Source organism: Streptomyces caeruleatus (assembly GCF_001514235.1).
In the GTDB taxonomy this organism is placed as follows: Bacteria; Actinomycetota; Actinomycetes; order Streptomycetales; family Streptomycetaceae; genus Streptomyces; species Streptomyces caeruleatus.
The window spans coordinates 232,644-249,443 of sequence record NZ_KQ948925.1 but is presented as its reverse complement, the minus strand read 5'-3'; the positions used below and the strand labels follow the sequence as shown (position 1 = coordinate 249,443).

Genomic DNA, 16,800 nt, shown 5'->3' with positions numbered 1-16,800 from the left:
GGCGACGGGGTAGATGTCCTGGTACTTCTTCGGCGGGTTCTCCGCGTAGGCGATGGTGCCGTCCGGGCGGTGGTGGAACCACTCCGGGTGCTTCTGCACCCAGGGGTGGTCGGGGGAGCACTGCAGCGCGAAGTCCAGGGCGATCTCCAGGTCCAGTTCGCGTGCCTTCGTCACGAAGTGGTCGAAGTCCTCGATCGTGCCCAGGTCGGGGTGGACGGCGTCGTGGCCGCCCTCGGGAGAGCCGATCGCCCACGGCACGCCGGGGTCGTCCGGGCCGGCCGACAGGGTGTTGTCCGGGCCCTTGCGGAAGGTCGTGCCGATGGGGTGGACGGGCGGGAGGTAGACCACGTCGAAGCCCATCGCGGCGATGGCAGGCAGCCGGCGCGCGGCGGTGCGGAAGGTGCCGTGCGGCTGCTGCGGGGTGCCCTCCGAGCGCGGGAAGAACTCGTACCAGGAGCCGTACAACGCCCTCTCCCGCTCCACCAGCAGCGGCAGCGGATCCGACGCCGTCACCAGGTCCCGGAGCGGATACCGGCCCAGCACCGCGTCGACGTTCGCCGCGAACGCCGCCGCCAGACGTGACTCGGGCGGGAGCGAGTCGTCCCGCAGGGCGTCCGCCGCGGCCCGCACGGTCGCCCGCTGCGCGTCGTCGGGCACCTCGGCCGCCGCACGCTCGTACAGTTCGCCGCCCGTCTCCAGGACCAGTCCGACGTCGATGCCGGCCGGGATCTTGATCCGGGCGTGGTGGCGCCAGGTGGCCACCGGGTCGCTCCAGGCCTCCACGTGGAACGTCCAGCGGCCCACCGTCGACGGGGTCACCTTGGCGCCCCAGCGGTCGCTGCCCGGGGCGAGTTCGTGCATCGGCGTCCACGGGCCGGGACGGCCGTCCGGGTCGGTCAGCACGACATTGGCGGCCACGGCGTCATGGCCCTCGCGGAACACGGTGGCGGTGACCTCGAAGGTCTCTCCCGCGACCGCCTTCGCCGGATGCCTGCCGCACTCCACGGCCGGCCGCACGTCCCTTACCGGGATGCGGCCGATGGTCCCGGCGCCGGCACCGGCCCTGCTCTTGGTCCTGCCCATGGTTCACCTCCACCGTGCTCGAGGCCGGGCACGAGGCCCGGCCGGGGGATCCGATCTGTACCGGAAGGCGCTACCTCCCCGCGTGGAAACTCCACCGCCGCGTTTCCGGCGGCCCCCGTCGAGCGGAGATGCTCGCCGTGCGGGGCCGTTCGTCCTGCTCCCGGAGATAGGCGGCCGGGGTGATGCGCAGATAGCGTTCGGCGGCGTTCGCGGCCTCGCGGGCGCAGCGCTTTCCCATCAGCACACAGAGGGTGTAGCCGGTGTCCTCGAAGGTGGCGCGGACCGTGAGGTCGGCCGGGGCCGCGAGCATGGCGCGCTCCCAGGCCCTGTATCGCCGCAGATGCCGGGCGACCTCGGCTTTTGCCGGTAGCAGCATGGCGCCGTTCACCTTCCGGGCTCGATGACCGTCTCCCGACCGTCGGGCGGAAACCCGTGCGCGCACACGCACGGGTTCCGTTACGGGCATCGTGGTCTTCACACATGGTGCACGCTCGGCGACGCAGCGTCCTGTTGGATCTTCAACTACCTCAGGAGTGTGCTCCTGTTGCACGAATGGCGTACCGCCCCCACCCTGGAGTGACTCAGAAGCGATCAGCGCTCACGCTCCGTATCGGGGCCCGTCCCGCAGGGGCGAGGAGAGCGGGAGCTTTCGCGGTGAGGAGGTAACGACGGTGAAGACCGCAGTGCCCTGCTACTACCACCTAGACGTGGAAGTGAGCCCCGAACGGGTGGGGCAGGTCAGCCGAATTCTGGCCGCTCACCTCAAGTACTGGTACCTGGAGACCCTTGTCGAGCCCGTCTGCCACAGCACGGAGATGCTGCTGCGGGCCATCGACGAGCACGCGACGGACAAGAACATCTCGATCGAGATGTGGTGGAACCGTCACCACCTCATCACCGCCATCGGTGACAACGACCGCGCCCTGCGCCCGGACCACGAACTGCGCGACTGCCTGCAGCGCCTCGCCGCCGTCAGCGACGGCTGGGGCTGCTGCGCCACCGAGACCGGCAGCAAGGTCATCTGGTTCTCGCAGCGCGCCCGCGCCGGCGAACGCGCCCCGCTGGTGCCCGCCGCGCCCTCGCCCAACCTGCGCGAGGCCCTTCAGGTGCCCCGCGAGGTCCCCGTCACGGCCATCGCCGACGCCGCGGGCACCCGGGACGACATCCTGGAGGAGGCCCGGTGACGGCGCGAAAGCGCGACAAAGGGGTGCTCGCCTGGAGCGGGCACCCCTACCCGTTGGGAGCCGCCTTCGACGGACAGGGCACCAACTTCGCCCTGTTCAGCGAGGTCGCCGAACGCGTCGAACTGATCCTTGTCGACGACCGGGGCCGGCACACCACCGTGCCGCTCACCGAGGTCGACGGCTTCGTCTGGCACGGCTATCTGCCCGGCGTCGGCCCGGGACAGCGCTACGGCTACCGGGTGCACGGCCCCTGGGACCCGGGCCTCGGGCACCGGTGCAATCCGGCGAAGCTGCTGCTCGACCCGTACAGCCGGGCCGTGGACGGCCAGGTGGACAACCACGCCTCCCTCTTCGAACGCACCCCGGGCGCCCCGGCCCCGGCCGACAGCGCCGGGCACACCATGCTCGGCGTGGTCACCGAGCCCTACTTCGACTGGGGAGACGACCGACCGCCCAGACGGCCGTACGCCGACACCGTCATCTACGAGACGCACGTCCGCGGTCTCACCCGCAACCACCCCGACGTCCCGCCCGAACTGCGCGGCACCTACGCCGGACTCGCGCACCCCGCGGTCGTCGAGCACCTCACCTCCCTCGGCGTGACGGCCGTCGAGCTGATGCCGGTGCACCAGTACGTCCAGGACGGCGTGCTGCTCGACCGGGGCCTGTCCAACTACTGGGGCTACAACACGATCGGCTTCTTCGCGCCGCACAACGCCTACGCCGCCCACGGCACCCGTGGCCAGCAGGTCAACGAGTTCAAGTCGATGGTGAAGGCGCTGCACGCGGCCGGCCTCGAAGTGATCCTGGACGTCGTCTACAACCACACCGCCGAGGGCAACGAGCGCGGCCCGACCCTCTCCTTCCGGGGCATCGACAACGCCTCGTACTACCGCCTGGTGGACGGCGACTGGGCGCACTACTACGACACCACCGGCACCGGCAACAGCCTGCTGATGCGCCACCCCTACGTCCTCCAGCTGATCATGGACTCGCTGCGCTACTGGGTCACCGAGATGCACGTCGACGGCTTCCGCTTCGATCTCGCGGCCACCCTCGCCCGCCAGTTCCACGAGGTGGACCGCCTCTCGGCGTTCTTCGACCTGATCCAGCAGGACCCGGTGATCAGCCGCGTCAAGCTGATCGCCGAGCCGTGGGACGTCGGCGAGGGCGGCTACCAGGTGGGCAACTTCCCGCCGCTGTGGTCGGAGTGGAACGGCAAGTACCGGGACGCCGTACGGGACTTCTGGCGCGGCGAGCCCGGTTCGCTCGGCGAGTTCGCCTCCCGGCTGACCGGCTCCTCCGACCTGTACGCGCACAGCCGGCGCCGCCCGCGCGCCAGCGTCAACTTCGTCACCGCGCACGACGGTTTCACCCTGCGCGACCTCGTCTCGTACAACGACAAGCACAACGAGGCCAACGGCGAGCACAACCGGGACGGTGAGAGCCACAACCGGTCCTGGAACTGCGGCGCCGAGGGCGACACCCGCGACCCGGCCGTGCTCGCGCTGCGCTCCCGTCAGCAGCGCAACTTCCTCGCCACGCTGCTGCTGTCGCAGGGCATCCCCATGCTCGGCCACGGCGACGAACTGGGCCGCACCCAGCGCGGCAACAACAACGCCTACTGCCAGGACAACGACGTCTCCTGGATCGACTGGGGACTCACAGACGAGCAGCGCGCACTCGCCGACTTCACCCGCTACGTCATCGGGCTGCGCGCTGCTCACCCCGTCCTGCGCCGCCGACGCTTCTTCCAGGGCGAGACCCCGACCCACCCCGACCAGCCCCTGCCCGACCTGGTCTGGTTCCTGCCCGACGGCCGCGAGATGACCGACGAGGACTGGCAACACCCCGACGCCCACTCCGTGGCCGCCTTCCTCAACGGCGACGCCATCGCCGAACCCGACTCCTGCGGGCAGCCCGTGGTCGACGACTCCTTCCTGCTCCTGCTCAACGCCTACTGGGAGCCGGTCGAGTTCCACCTGCCGGACACCACGTTCGGCGAACCCTGGACCCCCTTGATCAACACGGCCGATCCCCAAGGCCCTCCCGACGAGTCGGAGTACAAGGCGTCCACCGCACTCCTGGTGGAGCGCCGCAGCCTACGGTTCCTCTCAAGATCCTCGCGAAAGCAGGCCTAAGGGGCGCGGGGAACTGCGCGACAAGCCACAGCGCGGCCGCAGACGACCGACGACACTTCGCGGCACCCCGTCAGTCGCACCTCGGTCGCCGGCAGGCTACCGCCCTCGCCGCGAAGTCACCGTGAACTGCGCCCCGTCAGGATCCCGCAGCACAGCCTCGTCACTCCCCTTCGACAACACGCTCCCCCCGTGCAACTCCGCAGCCCGAGCGCACCCGGCCACGTCCGCGACAGCGAAGTGGACCTGCCAGTGCGGCCGAATCGTCGGATCCGGCGCAGCCTCCAGCGCCCCGGACTCGATCCGCGCCACCACATCACCCCCACTGCGCAGCACGACCTCACCCCCCTCGTACCGCACCTCGCAGCACCCCGGCCGCTCGGTGGCCCAGTCGAGGACCTCGCCGTAGAACATCGCGGCGTCGAAGGCGTCGCGTGTGTGCAGCCGGATGAACGTCGGCGCGGCCCGCCGCCAGGTCTCCCAGTTGGAGATGAGCTCGCCCTCCCACACCCCGAAGGTCGCCCCGTCCCGGTCGGCCAGCAGCGCCGCCCGTCCGGGCGGCAGCGAGAGCGGCCCGACCGCCGCCGTACCCCCGCGCTCCTGGACCCGGGACACGGCGTCGTCGGCGCTGGGCACCGCGAAGTAGGGCGTCCAGGCCACCGCCATCTGCCACATCGAGGCGACCGCCCCGATCCCGGCCACCGGCACGCTCTGCGCCAGCGCGATCCGGAACCGGTCGCCCAGCTTGGCCGGCCGCCAGCGCCAGCCCAGCACCGCCGTGTAGAACGCCTGGGTGGCCTCCAGGTCCCGGCTGGTCAGGCTCACCCAGCAGGGTGCGCCGAACACGGAGTGTGTGGACACGACCTCGGCCGTGCTCCGGGGGGTTCTCGCTTCGTGGTTCATGGCAGTCGCGTCCTGGTCTCGCCCGACCGGCCGGCCACCGGTCTGGTCCCAGTGTCCAGCCGGATCCGCTCCGGGGCCTGTCGAGTACCCCCGGCGTGGCGCCGAAACGGTCGTGGTCCCGGCCCGCCCGCTTCACTGGCACGCGGTCGTCGGAGCGACGAGTATGGAGGCGTGGCACACGTACCCCACGAACCCGCCGACGGGAGCGACCGGATCCTCGAACTCGAGGAGGAGGTCGAGCAGCTCAAGGAGGCGGTCGTCTCGCACGCCGTCGTGGACCAGGCGATCGGGATGGTCGTGGCGCTGGGCCGGGTCTCACCCGACCAGGGGTGGGCCGTGCTGAAGGACGTCTCCCAGCACACGAACATCAAGCTCCGCCAGGTGGCCCAACTGATCCTCACCTGGGGCCGGGACGGGGAGATGCCGGCCGAGATCCGCGTCGAACTGGAGGACGCCCTGGAGCGTCACGGTCCGACGCAGATCCCGGGATCGGCTCAGGAGTGAGTCAGTGGACCTCGGCGAGCATCTCCTCCCGCAGATGCGCGAAGCAGCCGCTCAGCAGCCGGGAGACATGCATCTGCGAGATGCCGAGCTGCTGCGCGATCCGGCTCTGGGTCATCCCGCCGAAGAAGCGCAGGTAGAGGATGGTCCGCTCCCGCTCCGGGAGGCGTTGCAGGCACGGCTTGACGGTGACGCGGTCGACGACCACGTCGTACGCCGGGTCCGGGCCGCCGATCGCGTCGCCCAGCGCGTAGCCGTCGGTGCCGGGCATCTCGGCCTCCAACGACAGGGCGGAGAAACACTCGAGGGCCTCCATCCCAGTGCGGACCTCCGCCTCGCTCAGATGCGCGTGCTCGGCGATCTCGGCGACGGTGGGCGCGCGTCCCGGGGTCAGCTGCGACAGCTCCTTCGCGGAGCTGCGCACCCGGTTGCGCAGGTCCTGGACCCGGCGCGGCACGTGCAGCGTCCACATGTGGTCGCGGAAGTGCCGCTTGATCTCACCGGTGATGGTCGGCACCGCGTACGCCTCGAAGGCGTGGCCGCGTGCCGGGTCGTAGTGGTCGACGGCCTTCACCAGGCCCAGCGCGGCGACCTGGTACAGGTCCTCGAGGGACTCGCCACGGCCCTTGAACCGGACGGCGATCCGCTCGGCCATGGGCAGCCAGGCCTGGATCAGTTCGTCCTTGAGGACCTTGCGTTCCGGCCCGTCGGGGAGCCCTACCAGCCGGTCGAAGGCTTCGGCCGTGTCGGGGGCGTCGTCGTGGGAGTGCTTCGTTCTGGTGGTGGCACTCATTCGTGCGCACCTCCCTCAGCAGGTGCCGAATGGACAGACACCGTGGGAGGCGCGGTCCGGACCACACGGAGGACACCTCCGGGTCGGCCGGTCGGCTCCCACGGACGTGCCTCCTGTCCGAAGCACATAGGACTGATTCCCCCGAAAGGGGCATCTGAAACAAAATTCGTGAATGCGACTACATGTGACGGCGGTGTGACTCGGAGTCCACCGATGTGAACGGACCTTCCCGGAGGAACTGGCCGACGCGCTCGCCGACGCCCAGCGACTGATCCGGCGCCGAATGCGCCGCGGCATGCCCGCACCGCAGCTGCGCGGCGATCGCCAGCATCGTCCTCAGCCGCGACCGCCTGATGGGCTTCGGGGCAGGTCATCACCACGCCGCTGTTCTTCGGCTCCACGCCCTCTGCCCGCTGTCCGTGATGCCGGGCCGGCTCCAGGCGGTCAGCAGGGCCAACCCGCTCAGCTACCAGGACGACGCCCTGCCGCGGCCTCCTCCTGGGCACCACCCCGCCACCTCGCGCTCGGCATCGCCGCGGCCTCCTCGCTGCTCGGCCGGCTGGCCCGCTGATCTTGCTGCGGAACGTGATGTGCGGCACGTAGGTGAATCCGGTGCGCACACCAGTAAGCGGATTCTTCCTGCCCACGGCTTGATCGGTGATCAAGGGGGCGAATGGGCTGGCCACAGCGCATTCTGCTCATTTGACAGTGCGCTCAGCGCGAAGATAGGAAGCAGCTCTCTGGGTCGAGAGGTGGATTGTGTACGAGCCGAACGTGGTCGGGGACTGGCGCGAGTACGACGAGCATTCCGGTCTGCGTGTCCGCGTCCACTGTCTGGAAGCCGCCGAGCCGCCGCGCGGACGGGACGAGGCAGCCGAGGGGCTGACGTACTTCCGGGTCCGGGTCACCGTCGAGAACCGCGGTGAGCGGCACCTCGGCGTCCATCTCGAGGACGGCCAGATCGACGTGCGGATCGGCCGCGACGGCGAGGCGGCGTTCATCGACTGGCGCAACTCGCAGTTCATCGAGGGCTTCGACGTCTACCCGCTGCGCCGGGCCACCGCCGTCATGTACGCGGCCGGGCCGGAGGCGAGCCTCAGCCAGGTCGACGTCCAGATCCAGCTGCGCGTCGAGGAGGAATGGACCGACCGCCGGCTGTGGACCGGTGGCCTCGGCCTCCAGGAGCCCTCCGTCGGCACCCACACCACCACCCTGCGGGACGGCCTCGCGCTCCAGGTGAGCAACTTCCTGCGGGACCAGGCCGAAGAGGGCACCGCCTGACGGCGAGCGCCCTCCAGCCCGGCATCTAAGGCCGGTATGCCGGCCCGGTCACTCAGCCGATGTCTCAGTGCGGAATGCCGTCGATGATCTCCCGGGCGCCCTGACGCAGCAGCGCGACCGCCACCGACGTACCGAGCGTCGCCGGGTCCAGCCGGCCCGCCCACTCGTGGGCGTTGAGCCGCGTCTTGCCGTCCGGGGTGAACACACACGCCCGCAGGGACAGCTCGCCGCTGCGGTCCACGCGCGCGTACCCGGCGATCGGGCTGTTGCAGTGCCCCTGGAGGACGTGCAGGAACATGCGCTCGGCGGTGGCCTCCCGGTAGGTGTCCGGGTCGCCGAGACCGCTGATCGCGTCGATGAGCTCGGTGTCGCCCTCGCGGCACTGCAGGGCGAGGATGCCCGCGCCGATCGGCGGCATCATCACCTCGGGGGACAGGACCTCGCTGATCACGTCCGGACGGCCGATGCGCTCCAGGCCGGCCACCGCCAGCAGCAGCGCGTCCGCCTCACCGGCGGCCAGCTTCTCCAACCGCCGGTTGGCGTTGCCCCGGAACGGCACGCACTCCAGGTGCGGATGGGTGGCCGCCAGCTGGGCGACCCGGCGCACCGACGAGGTGCCGATCCGGGTCCCGGCCGGCAGCTCGTCCAGCGTCAGGCCGCCGGGGTGGATCAGGGCGTCCCGGATGTCGTCGCGCTTGAGGAACGCGGCGAACGTCGTCCCCGCGGGCAGCGGCCGGTCGGCGGGAATGTCCTTGACGCAGTGCACGGCGAGATCGGCCTCGCCGGCCAGCAGCGCCGCGTCCACCTCCTTCGTGAACGCGCCCTTGCCCTCGACCTGGGACAGATCGCCCATCCACTTGTCACCGGTCGTCTTCACCGGCACGACCTCGGTCCGCACACCGGGATGCAGGACCGCCAACTCGGCGCGGACACGCTCCACTTGGGCGAGCGCCATGGGCGAGTCGCGGGAGACGATACGGATCAGTTCAGGCACGGACATGCGGCCACGATAGACCGTCAGAGCCCCGCGCCCGCACGGTACCTCCCGATTCCCGCACCGCCCTCGACTCCCGGCCGCGCGGGCCACGTCAGCACCACCAGTGCCCCCGCCGTGAGCAGTCCCCCGACCAGGAACGCCCCGCGCACCCCGACCACGGGCAGCGACACGCCCCCGAGCAGCGCACCGACGGCGATGCCCACGTTGTAGGCGGCCGAGTTGGCCGCCAGCGCGGTCTCCGTACGCCCCGGCGCCACCCGCAGCACCTGCGTCTGCGTCGCCATGAAGGCGGTCGAGACCGACGCGCCCAGCAGCATGACCAGCACGACGGTGGCCGCCGGAACGTGTCCCACCGCGTAGAGGCCGAGCAGTGCCACCGCCTGGGCGGCCACCGGCACGGTCAGCGTGGCACGCGGAAAGCGGTCCAGGAGCGGCCCGGCCACCGCGACCCCGGCCAGCGCGGCCCCGCCGAACGCCAGCAGCACGGCACTCACCGCGTCGTCGGGAAACCCGCTCACCTCGTCGAGGAAGGCCACGACGTACGTGAACCCGGCGAAGGCACCGGTCACCGACAGGGCGGTGACGGCCAGCATGGTGAGGAACCCGCGCCGGTCAGGGGTCGCGCCGTACGCCGCGTGGCCGTCCTGAGGGCGGGACGTGGGCAGCAGGGCACCGATCGTCACGAGCGAGACGAGGGCCAGTACGCCCAGCAGAGCGAACGGCATCCGCCAGCCCGCGTGCCCGCCCAGCCAGGTCCCGGCCGGGACGCCGGCCACCGTGGCCAGGGAACCGCCGACGGACAGCAGCCCCATGACCCGCCCCCGCCGCTCCGGCGGGAACAGACCGACCGCGACCGGCCCCATCACCGCCCAGAACGACGCCTGCGCCAACGCCGTGACCACCCGCGCCGCCAGCAGCACCCCGTACGACACCCCGCCCAGCGCCGACACCCAACTGCCCACGGCGAGCAGCCCCAGGAGCCCGGCGAGCAGATACCGGCGCGGCACGGACCGGGTGACGTGGGCGAGGGGCAGCGAGACGACGGCGACGGTCAGGCCGTACCCGGTGACCAGGGCGCCCACGGCCGCGAGCGACACCCGCAGGTCGTCCGCCATGAGCGCGAGCAGACCGACCGGCAGGTTCTCGGTCGTGTTGAAGGTGAACGCCGCCAGCATCAACGCCGCGACGACGGCGGCACGCTGCCAGGGCGCGGGACGTGCCGGACCTGCGCTGGCCATCCAACCGCCTTTCCGAGAGGGGGAGTCGGGGCAAGCGTGCTGGGCCGCGGCCGGCCGCTCTACTCTTTCGGTCCAGGACGAATCGCCGCTCACCTCGGGGGTCGCCATGCCGCTCGCCCTGCACCTGGGCACCGACGACCTCACGCGCTGCCGGTTCGCGATCTCGCCGCTGTGCCAGACCCACGAGGCGCTGCGCATGCTCCGCCGGCCCGCCCGGCACGGCTACCACCAGGCCTGGCTGCGCCGCATGCGCCGTACGGTCGCCGGACTCGACCTGGCCCCGCTGTGGCTGTTCGTGCCGCCCGCCGGCGGCTACACCCCGGACTTCCTCGGGCCGCCGCCGCAGGAGCCGTACCCCGCCATCGAGGACGAGCTGGCGCGGATGCGGGCCACCGACCCCGCCCTGGCCCACGCGGAGCTGACCCGCTCGCTCGCCTGCACGCCCGGCCTCGCCGAGTCGCCCCGGGGGCGGGCCGCGCTCGACGACCCGGCCGCCACCGTCCGGCGCCTCGCCGACCTCACCGAACTGGCCTGGCACGCCCTGCTCGCCCCGGACTGGCCCCGCCACCGCGCCGTCCTGGAGGCGGACATCGCGTACCGCTCACGCCGGGCGGCGGACGCCGGTCTCGACGCGCTGCTCACCGGCCTGCACCCGGCCGTCGACTGGGCGGGGCACACCCTCACCCTGCGCGAGTACCGCGACCTGGCGGACGCCCAACGGCCCGACGGCAGAGGCGTGCTGCTGATGCCGAGCGTGTTCGTGTGGCCCGATGTGGTCAGCGGCTTCGCCCGGCCCTGGCAGCCCACCGTCATCTACCCCGCCCGGGGCATGGGCCGCCTGCACAGCGCCCCGGCGCCGCGTCCACCGCAGGCGCTGGCCCGGCTGCTCGGGCAGCAGCGCGCGGCCGTACTCGCCGGACTCGCCGTCCCCTCCTCGACCACGGACCTCGCCCGACGCCACGGCCTGGCCCCGTCGACCGTGTCGGCCCATCTGTCGGTCCTGCGGGAGGCCGGCCTGCTGGAGTCGCGGCGGCAGGGCCACTACGTGCTGTACGGGCGAACGGCCCTCGGCGACACCCTCGTCGACACGGACGGTGACGTCACACCAGCGGCTCGCTGAGCTCGACCGCCCGCAGCGCCGCCGCGAGCGCGCGCTCGTCACCGACGTCCAGGGCCGTGTCGGCGAGCTTGATGACGTGCTCGTCGCCGTGGACGAGGGCGCGCTCCATGACCTCTTCCGGCGCGAGCCGGGCGGGCGGCGTCCAGGCGACCGGCTCCACCGGGGCGTACATCGCGGTGACGGCCGCCGACGCCGTCCACGCCGCCCGCAGGCTCGGCGCCCACAGCTCGCGCGGCAGCGCGTCGAGCGTCCGCAGCACGGCGTTGGGGGCGGTCGCCGCGTGCACCAGCATGGTCGGCTCGCCGTGGCCGTGGGTGGCGTAGCGGTGGGTCGCGGCACGGACGAGTTCGGCGAGGCGGTCCCGGGCGGTGTCCGGATCGGTGACGTCGTCGGCCCAGACGGGCAGTCGGCGCAGCGCGGCCAGTCGGTCACGGAAACCCAGGTGCCCCGGCTCGATCGCGGGCACGGCGTCCAGGGACTCCTCGGCCGTGCCGGCGCCCGGCAGGGCGGTGACGCCGGTGACGGGTTGGTGCCGGGCCGCCCAGTAGCCGAGGGCGTGCGCGAGTTCGGTGAGCCGAGGGGTGTTCGCGTCGGCCTCGACAGCGCGTACGGCGTGCCCGACCCGGATGACGGTGTGCGTGGCGCCGCCGACCAGGCCGGGCAGCAGACGCGGCCACCATTCGGCGAGGACGTCCCGCCAGGGGCGTTCGGCGAGGGCGCGGGAGAAATGGTCGGTCCAGTCGGCTGTGCGGCGCGGATCGCCCAGCGCCGAGGCCCAGTTGTCGTCGGTGACGGGGGCCACGCGATCCGGGAAGTCCTCCAGCCTGTCCCGGTAGAGATCCAGCCAGTGGTGCACCCGCTCCGCCTGCCCGTGCGCGGCGAGCGCCTCCACGACCATGGGGGCGTGGTTGGAGAGCCAGCCGTCGCGTTCCGGTCCGCACACGTGCAGGCGTTCCAGAGCCTCCTCGAGCCGTCCGCTCGTATCGCTCGTATTGCTCGTATCGCTCGCGTCGTTCGTGTCGCTCGTTTCCATGGGTGTGACGCTATGCGGCCGGTCGCGGGACGGTATCGGGCGCGGGACGGATGCCGCGGGTGCCCGGGTCCTAGGACCCGCGCCCGAGGGGGTCGCCCGGTCAGGCGTTCGGGTCGAACGCGATGCCGGACGGCTTCGCCGACGCCAGGTGGTTCGCGAAGTTGGCGTCCTTCAGGCCGAAGTTGGCGCTGCCGAAGTCGTACGCGACCAGCTTGTCGCGTACGCCCGCCGGGTAGCCGTTCCAGCCGACCAGCGGCGGGTACTGCCAGGTGCCCTTGTGGTTCTCGGGCGGCTCGTCGCCCGAGTTCGCGAGCCGGAAGCAGTGCGTGGCGATGCCGTCCTTGTGGTACACGATCTTCGCGTGCGTACCGTCGAACCGCACCGACGACGCCGGGCTGATCGTGAACGAGCCGTGGTTGGACGTCGAGACGTACTGCACCGCGTTGTTCTGCACCCACACCACGACGTGCTCCCAGTCGTGCCGGTGCCCGCCGATGCTGCTGCCCGCGACCGCCTGGTCCTTCTCGAAGTACAGGCCGTACATATAGGCGCACCAGCCGTTGTTGCACTTGTAGCGCGAGTAGCCGTTGGTGTTGTCGAGGTCCGAGGCGTCCCGGCAGTCGCCGCTGAGCGAACCGGTCGGGTTCAGACCGCCGTTGACGGTGCCGTCCGGGCCGATGGCGGGGGTGGAGTAGCAGCCGTCGGTGTCGTAGTCGAAGGCGGGCTGGTACGTCTTCTCGGCGGTCTCGGCGTTGGCGGGGAGCGCCCCGGGCGGGGCGGCGAAGGCGACGCTGGGGAAGGCTATGACGAGCGCGGCGGCACCGGTCAGGCCGGTGAGCCATCTCCTGCGGTGCGTGCGGGACTTCTGTGACGACACTGCGTCTCCTCGGGGGTCCGGGCGCAGCCCAACAACGGCTGTGGGGGGAAAGGCAGTTCAGGATCCCCGGTTTTCACTTACGCGCCAAGAGCCACGGGCGTATCAATGGGCGTATCAATGGTGAAGAGCAGGGCAACAGTTGCCGCCCCGACCCGTGTGCGGTCCGGATCCGCAGGTCAGCTGTCGTCGGGAAGGAAGGCCGCCGAGTCCTCCGGGGCGAGGTCGGGCCTCAGACGCAGCCAGGACGGCTGGCGCAGCATGCCGGAGCGGGTGCGGACGCTGAAGCGCACCTCGCCGACCAGGAGGGGCAGCACCCAGCGCGCACCCGCGACCTGGGGCACCGGATCGAAGGGGCACACCTCGCTCGCGCAGGCCCGCAACAGTTCGGCCAGCTCGGTCCGTTCGGCCGCGCTCCAGCCGGTGCCCACGCCGCCGACGTAGCGCAGCCGCCGTCCGGCCGCGTACTGCCCGACCAGCAGGGCGCCCGGCAGACCGGTGAGCCGTCCCTTGCCGGGCAGCCAGCCGCCGACGATCACGTCCTCACTGAGCATGTTCCGGATCTTGATCCAGGCGCGGGAGCGCACCCCGGGCTCGTACACCGAGTCCAGCCGCTTGCACACCAGCCCCTCCAGCCCGTGCTCGCGGGTCGCCCGCAGCGCCTCGGCGCCGTGTCCGACGAGCGCGGCCGGCGTCGACCAGAACGGCCCGCCCAGGCCCAGCTCCTCCAGTCGTGCGCGCCGCCGGGCATAGGAGGTCTTGAGGAGGGGGTGGCCGGCCAGGTGCAGTACGTCGAAGAGCACCAGGTGCACGGGGGTCTGGGCGGCCATCCGGGCGGCCCGCGCGGGGGCGTGCGCGAGCCCCATCCGTGACTGGAGCAACTGGAAGTCGGCGCGTCCCTCGTCGTCCAGCGCCAGGATCTCGCCGTCCAGGACGGCGGGCGTGGTGCCGAGCGCGTCGCCGAGCGGCCGCAGTTCGGGATAGGCGGCCGTGATGTCCTCGCCGGAACGGGCGCGCAACAGCAGGGTGCCGTCCCCTTCGAGGTAGACCACCGCGCGCTGGCCGTCCTGCTTGGTCTCGTACGCCCAGCGCGCGTCCTGCGCTGCGGGCGGCAGCGTGCCGGGCGTGGCGAGCATCGGAGGGATCAGCGGCAGGCTCACGGGTCAGTTGTCGACGCCCCGGCCCGCCGCCACGCGCCCCGGCCGCCGTTTTCCCCTGAACGGCGGCCCGGACCTCACTGGCCCCAGGGGGTGTTTTGAAAGTCCCGCACAGCACCCGCGGCGCCCGGCACGCACCCTCGCCGCACCGGCCAAAGACCCAAGTAGCTCCGCTACGAGGGCCTTCGTCCGGCACGCCGAGGGCACGCACCGGACACCGCGGGCACCGCACGGGACTTTCAAAACACCCCCTAGTGCGGCGGTACGGCCCGCACCAGCCCCGACTGATAGGCCATCACGACGAGTTGGGCACGGTCGCGGGCGCCCAGCTTCGTCATGGCGCGGTGGACGTGGGTGCGCACGGTCAGCGGGCTGACGAAGAGCTTCTCGGCGATCTCCTCGTTGGAGTGCCCCTCGGCCACCCAGGCCATGACTTCCCGCTCGCGTGCGGTGAGGGCGGCGAGGTGCTCGGGCGCCGCCGACTGGGAGCTCTCGGCGGGGGAGGCCAGGAACCGGGTGATGAGCGTGCGGGTGGCGGTGGGGGAGAGGAGCGAGTCGCCGGCCGCGACGGTCCGGATCCCGTCCAGCAGCACGTCCGCCGTGACGTCCTTGCCGAGGAAGCCGCTCGCCCCGGCCCGCAGTGCCTGTGCCACGTACTCGTCGATCTCGAACGTCGTGAGGATCAGCACCCGCACCGCCGTGAGATCCGGGTCGGCGCAGATCGCGGACGTCGCGGCCAGTCCGTCGGCGCCGGGCATACGGATGTCCATCAGCACCAGGTCGGGGCGGTGGGCCCGGGCGAGGTCGACGGCCTCGGTACCGTCGGTGGCCTCGCCGACCACCTCCATGTCCGGGCACGAGTCGATCAGGATCCGGAAGGTGGCCCGCAGCAGGGCCTGGTCGTCGGCGAGCAGTACGCGGATGGTCATGGATGGCGTTTCTTCCGGTTCCGGAACATGGGACGGCGCCCAGCTTGCCCGCTCGGACTCCCGACGTCGTCGTGCGCCTGCCGACTGTCACGGGTACTCGCCACGCAGTATGCGCCGCCGGTCAGGTCCTCCCGGAGCACGACACCTGAACGTCCCGGGGCCGGCTCACCACACGCAAGGCAGCTCCACCTCGACCACCGTCGGCCCGCCGGCCGGGCTGGTCACCCGCAGGTCGCCGTCGAGCGCGGCGACCCGCCGCCGTACCCCGAGAAGACCGGAGCCGCCCGACTCGTCGGCCCCGCCGTGGCCCTGGTCGGTCACGACGACCCGGAGGCCGCGCCGGGTGCGGGCGAGGCGGATCGAGGCCGTGGGGGAGCCGCTGTGTCTGGCGGCGTTGGTGAGGGCCTCGGCCACGGCGAAGTAGCCGGCCGCCTCCACCGCCGCCGGTGCCCTCGGGCCCTCGTCGTTCAGGCCCTCCACGTCCACGGTCACCCGCAGCCCTCCCCTACTCTCGGCTTCGTTCGAGCGGGGGGACCCCCATCCAGCGGCCAGCGCACGGACCGCGCCGACCAGCCCGCGGTCGGTGAGGATCGGAGGATGGATGCCGCGGACCACGTGGCGTAGTTCGGTCAGCGCCTGCTCGGCCTGGTCCTGGGCGTCGTCCAGGAGTCTGCGCGCGGCGTCCGGATCGTGGTCGTAGGCGCGCTTGGCGAGCCCGATCCGCATGGACAGCGCCACCAGCCGGGCCTGCGCGCCGTCGTGCAGGTCCCGTTCGATACGGCGCAGCTCCGCGCCGTGCGCGGCGATGGCGTCGGCCCGGGTCGCGGTCAGCTGTTCGACCCGGGCGGCCAGCAGCGCCTTCGGTGACGGCCTGAGCAGCGACGTCGACCAGCCGGCCTCCAGGTCCGCCAAGCGGACGATCCACGGCAGGACCACGGCCCGCCCGCGCGGCAGCCCGCACCCGACGCCGTCGACGACGAGCCCGACCGGCCACAGCGGGAGGGCGAGGAGGAGCAGCGCGCCGTAGACGTAGTAGGCGGCCATCCAGCGCAGATCGGTGAGGGTGCCGGGGTCGCGTACGGCCGTCCGCAGGCGTTCGGTCAGCGAACCCTCGACGGCCTGGTAGGCCTCCGGGATCTCCCGGCCCGTCCAGGCGGTGGTCAGACGCCGCTTCGCTCCCGCGATCCGCCGGACGAGCAGCACCGTCTCGGGCAGCAGCCAGGCGCCGACCACCGCGAGCGTCCCGACGGCGGTGATCAGCAGCACGGTGACGAAGAGGTACATCCCGAAGGCCATCGCCGCGGCCACGGTCAGATGGACCGTGGCGCGTCCGGCCTGCCGCATCGTCGCCCGCATGTCCCTCACGCCAGGTGAGCCGGGCGCCGGGCGCGGGGGTGCGGGCACCCGGGGCTTCGGTGTAGCCCGCTCCACCATGCCGACCCCTTCACTCGTCCCCCTCATGGCTGGACCGCGTTTTTCAATCAATTGACTTAGATTGTAGGTCTGTGAACCCGCGGACGGCTCTAGGGACTGGCCTCCGCGGTGCTGCGAAGTCCCGGTGCGGTGGTG

16 protein-coding genes and 2 pseudogenes are annotated in these 16,800 nt (G+C 72.0%); 7 read left to right on the top strand and 11 right to left on the bottom strand.

Translation table 11 applies throughout. The features are described 5' to 3' along the window. Positions 1 to 1,083: maltotransferase domain-containing protein (locus tag AQJ67_RS05975; protein WP_244190373.1), on the bottom strand; the 1,083-nt coding region annotated here is incomplete at its 3' end. Between the two features lie 70 nt (positions 1,084 to 1,153). Beyond that, positions 1,154 to 1,459, bottom strand: coding sequence for a DUF5133 domain-containing protein (locus AQJ67_RS05970; protein ID WP_062716989.1), 306 nt, complete (start codon positions 1,457 to 1,459; stop codon positions 1,154 to 1,156). Between the two features lie 295 nt (positions 1,460 to 1,754). On the opposite strand from AQJ67_RS05970, the gene AQJ67_RS05965 reads away from it, so the two are divergent. Both AQJ67_RS05965 and glgX read left to right on the top strand, forming a co-directional pair. After that, entirely contained in the window at positions 1,755 to 2,267 is a 513-nt protein-coding gene (locus AQJ67_RS05965; RefSeq protein WP_062716988.1) for a hypothetical protein, read from the top strand. Further along, positions 2,264 to 4,408, top strand: a complete 2,145-nt coding sequence (gene glgX / locus AQJ67_RS05960; protein ID WP_062716987.1) for a glycogen debranching protein GlgX — start codon at positions 2,264 to 2,266, stop codon at positions 4,406 to 4,408. The genes AQJ67_RS05965 and glgX overlap by 4 nt, the downstream gene beginning before the upstream one ends. A gap of 96 nt (positions 4,409 to 4,504) precedes the next feature. Here glgX and AQJ67_RS05955 read toward each other — a convergent pair whose 3' ends face one another. Next, on the bottom strand, positions 4,505 to 5,308 hold the full coding sequence (locus AQJ67_RS05955) for a VOC family protein (RefSeq protein ID WP_062716986.1): 804 nt from the start codon (positions 5,306 to 5,308) through the stop codon (positions 4,505 to 4,507). Between the two features lie 171 nt (positions 5,309 to 5,479). Here AQJ67_RS05955 and AQJ67_RS05950 point away from each other — a divergent pair, with 171 nt between their 5' ends. Then, the gene (locus AQJ67_RS05950) at positions 5,480 to 5,812 is read left to right on the top strand and encodes an ANTAR domain-containing protein (RefSeq protein WP_062716985.1); all 333 of its coding nucleotides are present in this window, start codon (positions 5,480 to 5,482) and stop codon (positions 5,810 to 5,812) included. 1 nt (position 5,813) lies between these two features. On the opposite strand, the gene AQJ67_RS05945 is transcribed toward AQJ67_RS05950, so the two are convergent. After that, positions 5,814 to 6,602 (bottom strand): RNA polymerase sigma factor SigF, encoded by a 789-nt coding sequence (locus AQJ67_RS05945; protein ID WP_062716984.1) that lies wholly within the window; start codon positions 6,600 to 6,602, stop codon positions 5,814 to 5,816. A 238-nt stretch (positions 6,603 to 6,840) separates the two neighbouring features. On the opposite strand from AQJ67_RS05945, the pseudogene AQJ67_RS50625 reads away from it, so the two are divergent. The 3 genes and pseudogenes from AQJ67_RS50625 to AQJ67_RS05940 form a co-directional block, all read left to right on the top strand. Next, positions 6,841 to 6,921: pseudogene (locus tag AQJ67_RS50625) on the top strand (MarR family transcriptional regulator); the annotation flags it as partial. 1 nt (position 6,922) lies between these two features. After that, positions 6,923 to 7,173, top strand: a pseudogene (locus AQJ67_RS48985) (ABC transporter permease); the annotation flags it as partial. A 188-nt stretch (positions 7,174 to 7,361) separates the two neighbouring features. Further along, on the top strand, positions 7,362 to 7,883 hold the full coding sequence (locus tag AQJ67_RS05940; RefSeq protein WP_062716983.1) for a hypothetical protein: 522 nt from the start codon (positions 7,362 to 7,364) through the stop codon (positions 7,881 to 7,883). A 64-nt stretch (positions 7,884 to 7,947) separates the two neighbouring features. On the opposite strand, the gene hemC is transcribed toward AQJ67_RS05940, so the two are convergent. After that, the gene (gene hemC, locus AQJ67_RS05935; protein ID WP_062716982.1) at positions 7,948 to 8,883 is read right to left on the bottom strand and encodes a hydroxymethylbilane synthase; all 936 of its coding nucleotides are present in this window, start codon (positions 8,881 to 8,883) and stop codon (positions 7,948 to 7,950) included. 17 nt (positions 8,884 to 8,900) lie between these two features. Next, positions 8,901 to 10,118 (bottom strand): MFS transporter, encoded by a 1,218-nt coding sequence (locus AQJ67_RS05930; RefSeq protein WP_062716981.1) that lies wholly within the window; start codon positions 10,116 to 10,118, stop codon positions 8,901 to 8,903. A 106-nt stretch (positions 10,119 to 10,224) separates the two neighbouring features. Between AQJ67_RS05930 and AQJ67_RS05925 the strand changes: the two genes are divergently transcribed. Continuing rightward, the gene (locus tag AQJ67_RS05925; RefSeq protein ID WP_062716980.1) at positions 10,225 to 11,238 is read left to right on the top strand and encodes an ArsR/SmtB family transcription factor; all 1,014 of its coding nucleotides are present in this window, start codon (positions 10,225 to 10,227) and stop codon (positions 11,236 to 11,238) included. Here AQJ67_RS05925 and AQJ67_RS05920 read toward each other — a convergent pair. The 5 genes from AQJ67_RS05920 to AQJ67_RS05900 all read right to left on the bottom strand — a co-directional run bounded on the left by AQJ67_RS05920 (position 11,219) and on the right by AQJ67_RS05900 (position 16,587). Beyond that, a complete protein-coding gene (locus AQJ67_RS05920) occupies positions 11,219 to 12,271 on the bottom strand; it encodes a questin oxidase family protein (protein ID WP_062716979.1) in 1,053 nt (350 codons plus the stop codon). The genes AQJ67_RS05925 and AQJ67_RS05920 overlap by 20 nt on opposite strands. A gap of 100 nt (positions 12,272 to 12,371) precedes the next feature. Then, a complete protein-coding gene (locus AQJ67_RS05915; RefSeq protein WP_062716978.1) occupies positions 12,372 to 13,148 on the bottom strand; it encodes an NPP1 family protein in 777 nt (258 codons plus the stop codon). A gap of 176 nt (positions 13,149 to 13,324) precedes the next feature. Next, positions 13,325 to 14,305 (bottom strand): ATP-dependent DNA ligase, encoded by a 981-nt coding sequence (locus AQJ67_RS05910; protein WP_062716977.1) that lies wholly within the window; start codon positions 14,303 to 14,305, stop codon positions 13,325 to 13,327. 248 nt (positions 14,306 to 14,553) lie between these two features. Next, entirely contained in the window at positions 14,554 to 15,231 is a 678-nt protein-coding gene (locus AQJ67_RS05905) for a response regulator transcription factor (protein ID WP_062716976.1), read from the bottom strand. Between the two features lie 165 nt (positions 15,232 to 15,396). Beyond that, on the bottom strand, positions 15,397 to 16,587 hold the full coding sequence (locus AQJ67_RS05900; protein ID WP_062716975.1) for a sensor histidine kinase: 1,191 nt from the start codon (positions 16,585 to 16,587) through the stop codon (positions 15,397 to 15,399). Positions 16,588 to 16,800 lie beyond the last annotated feature (213 nt).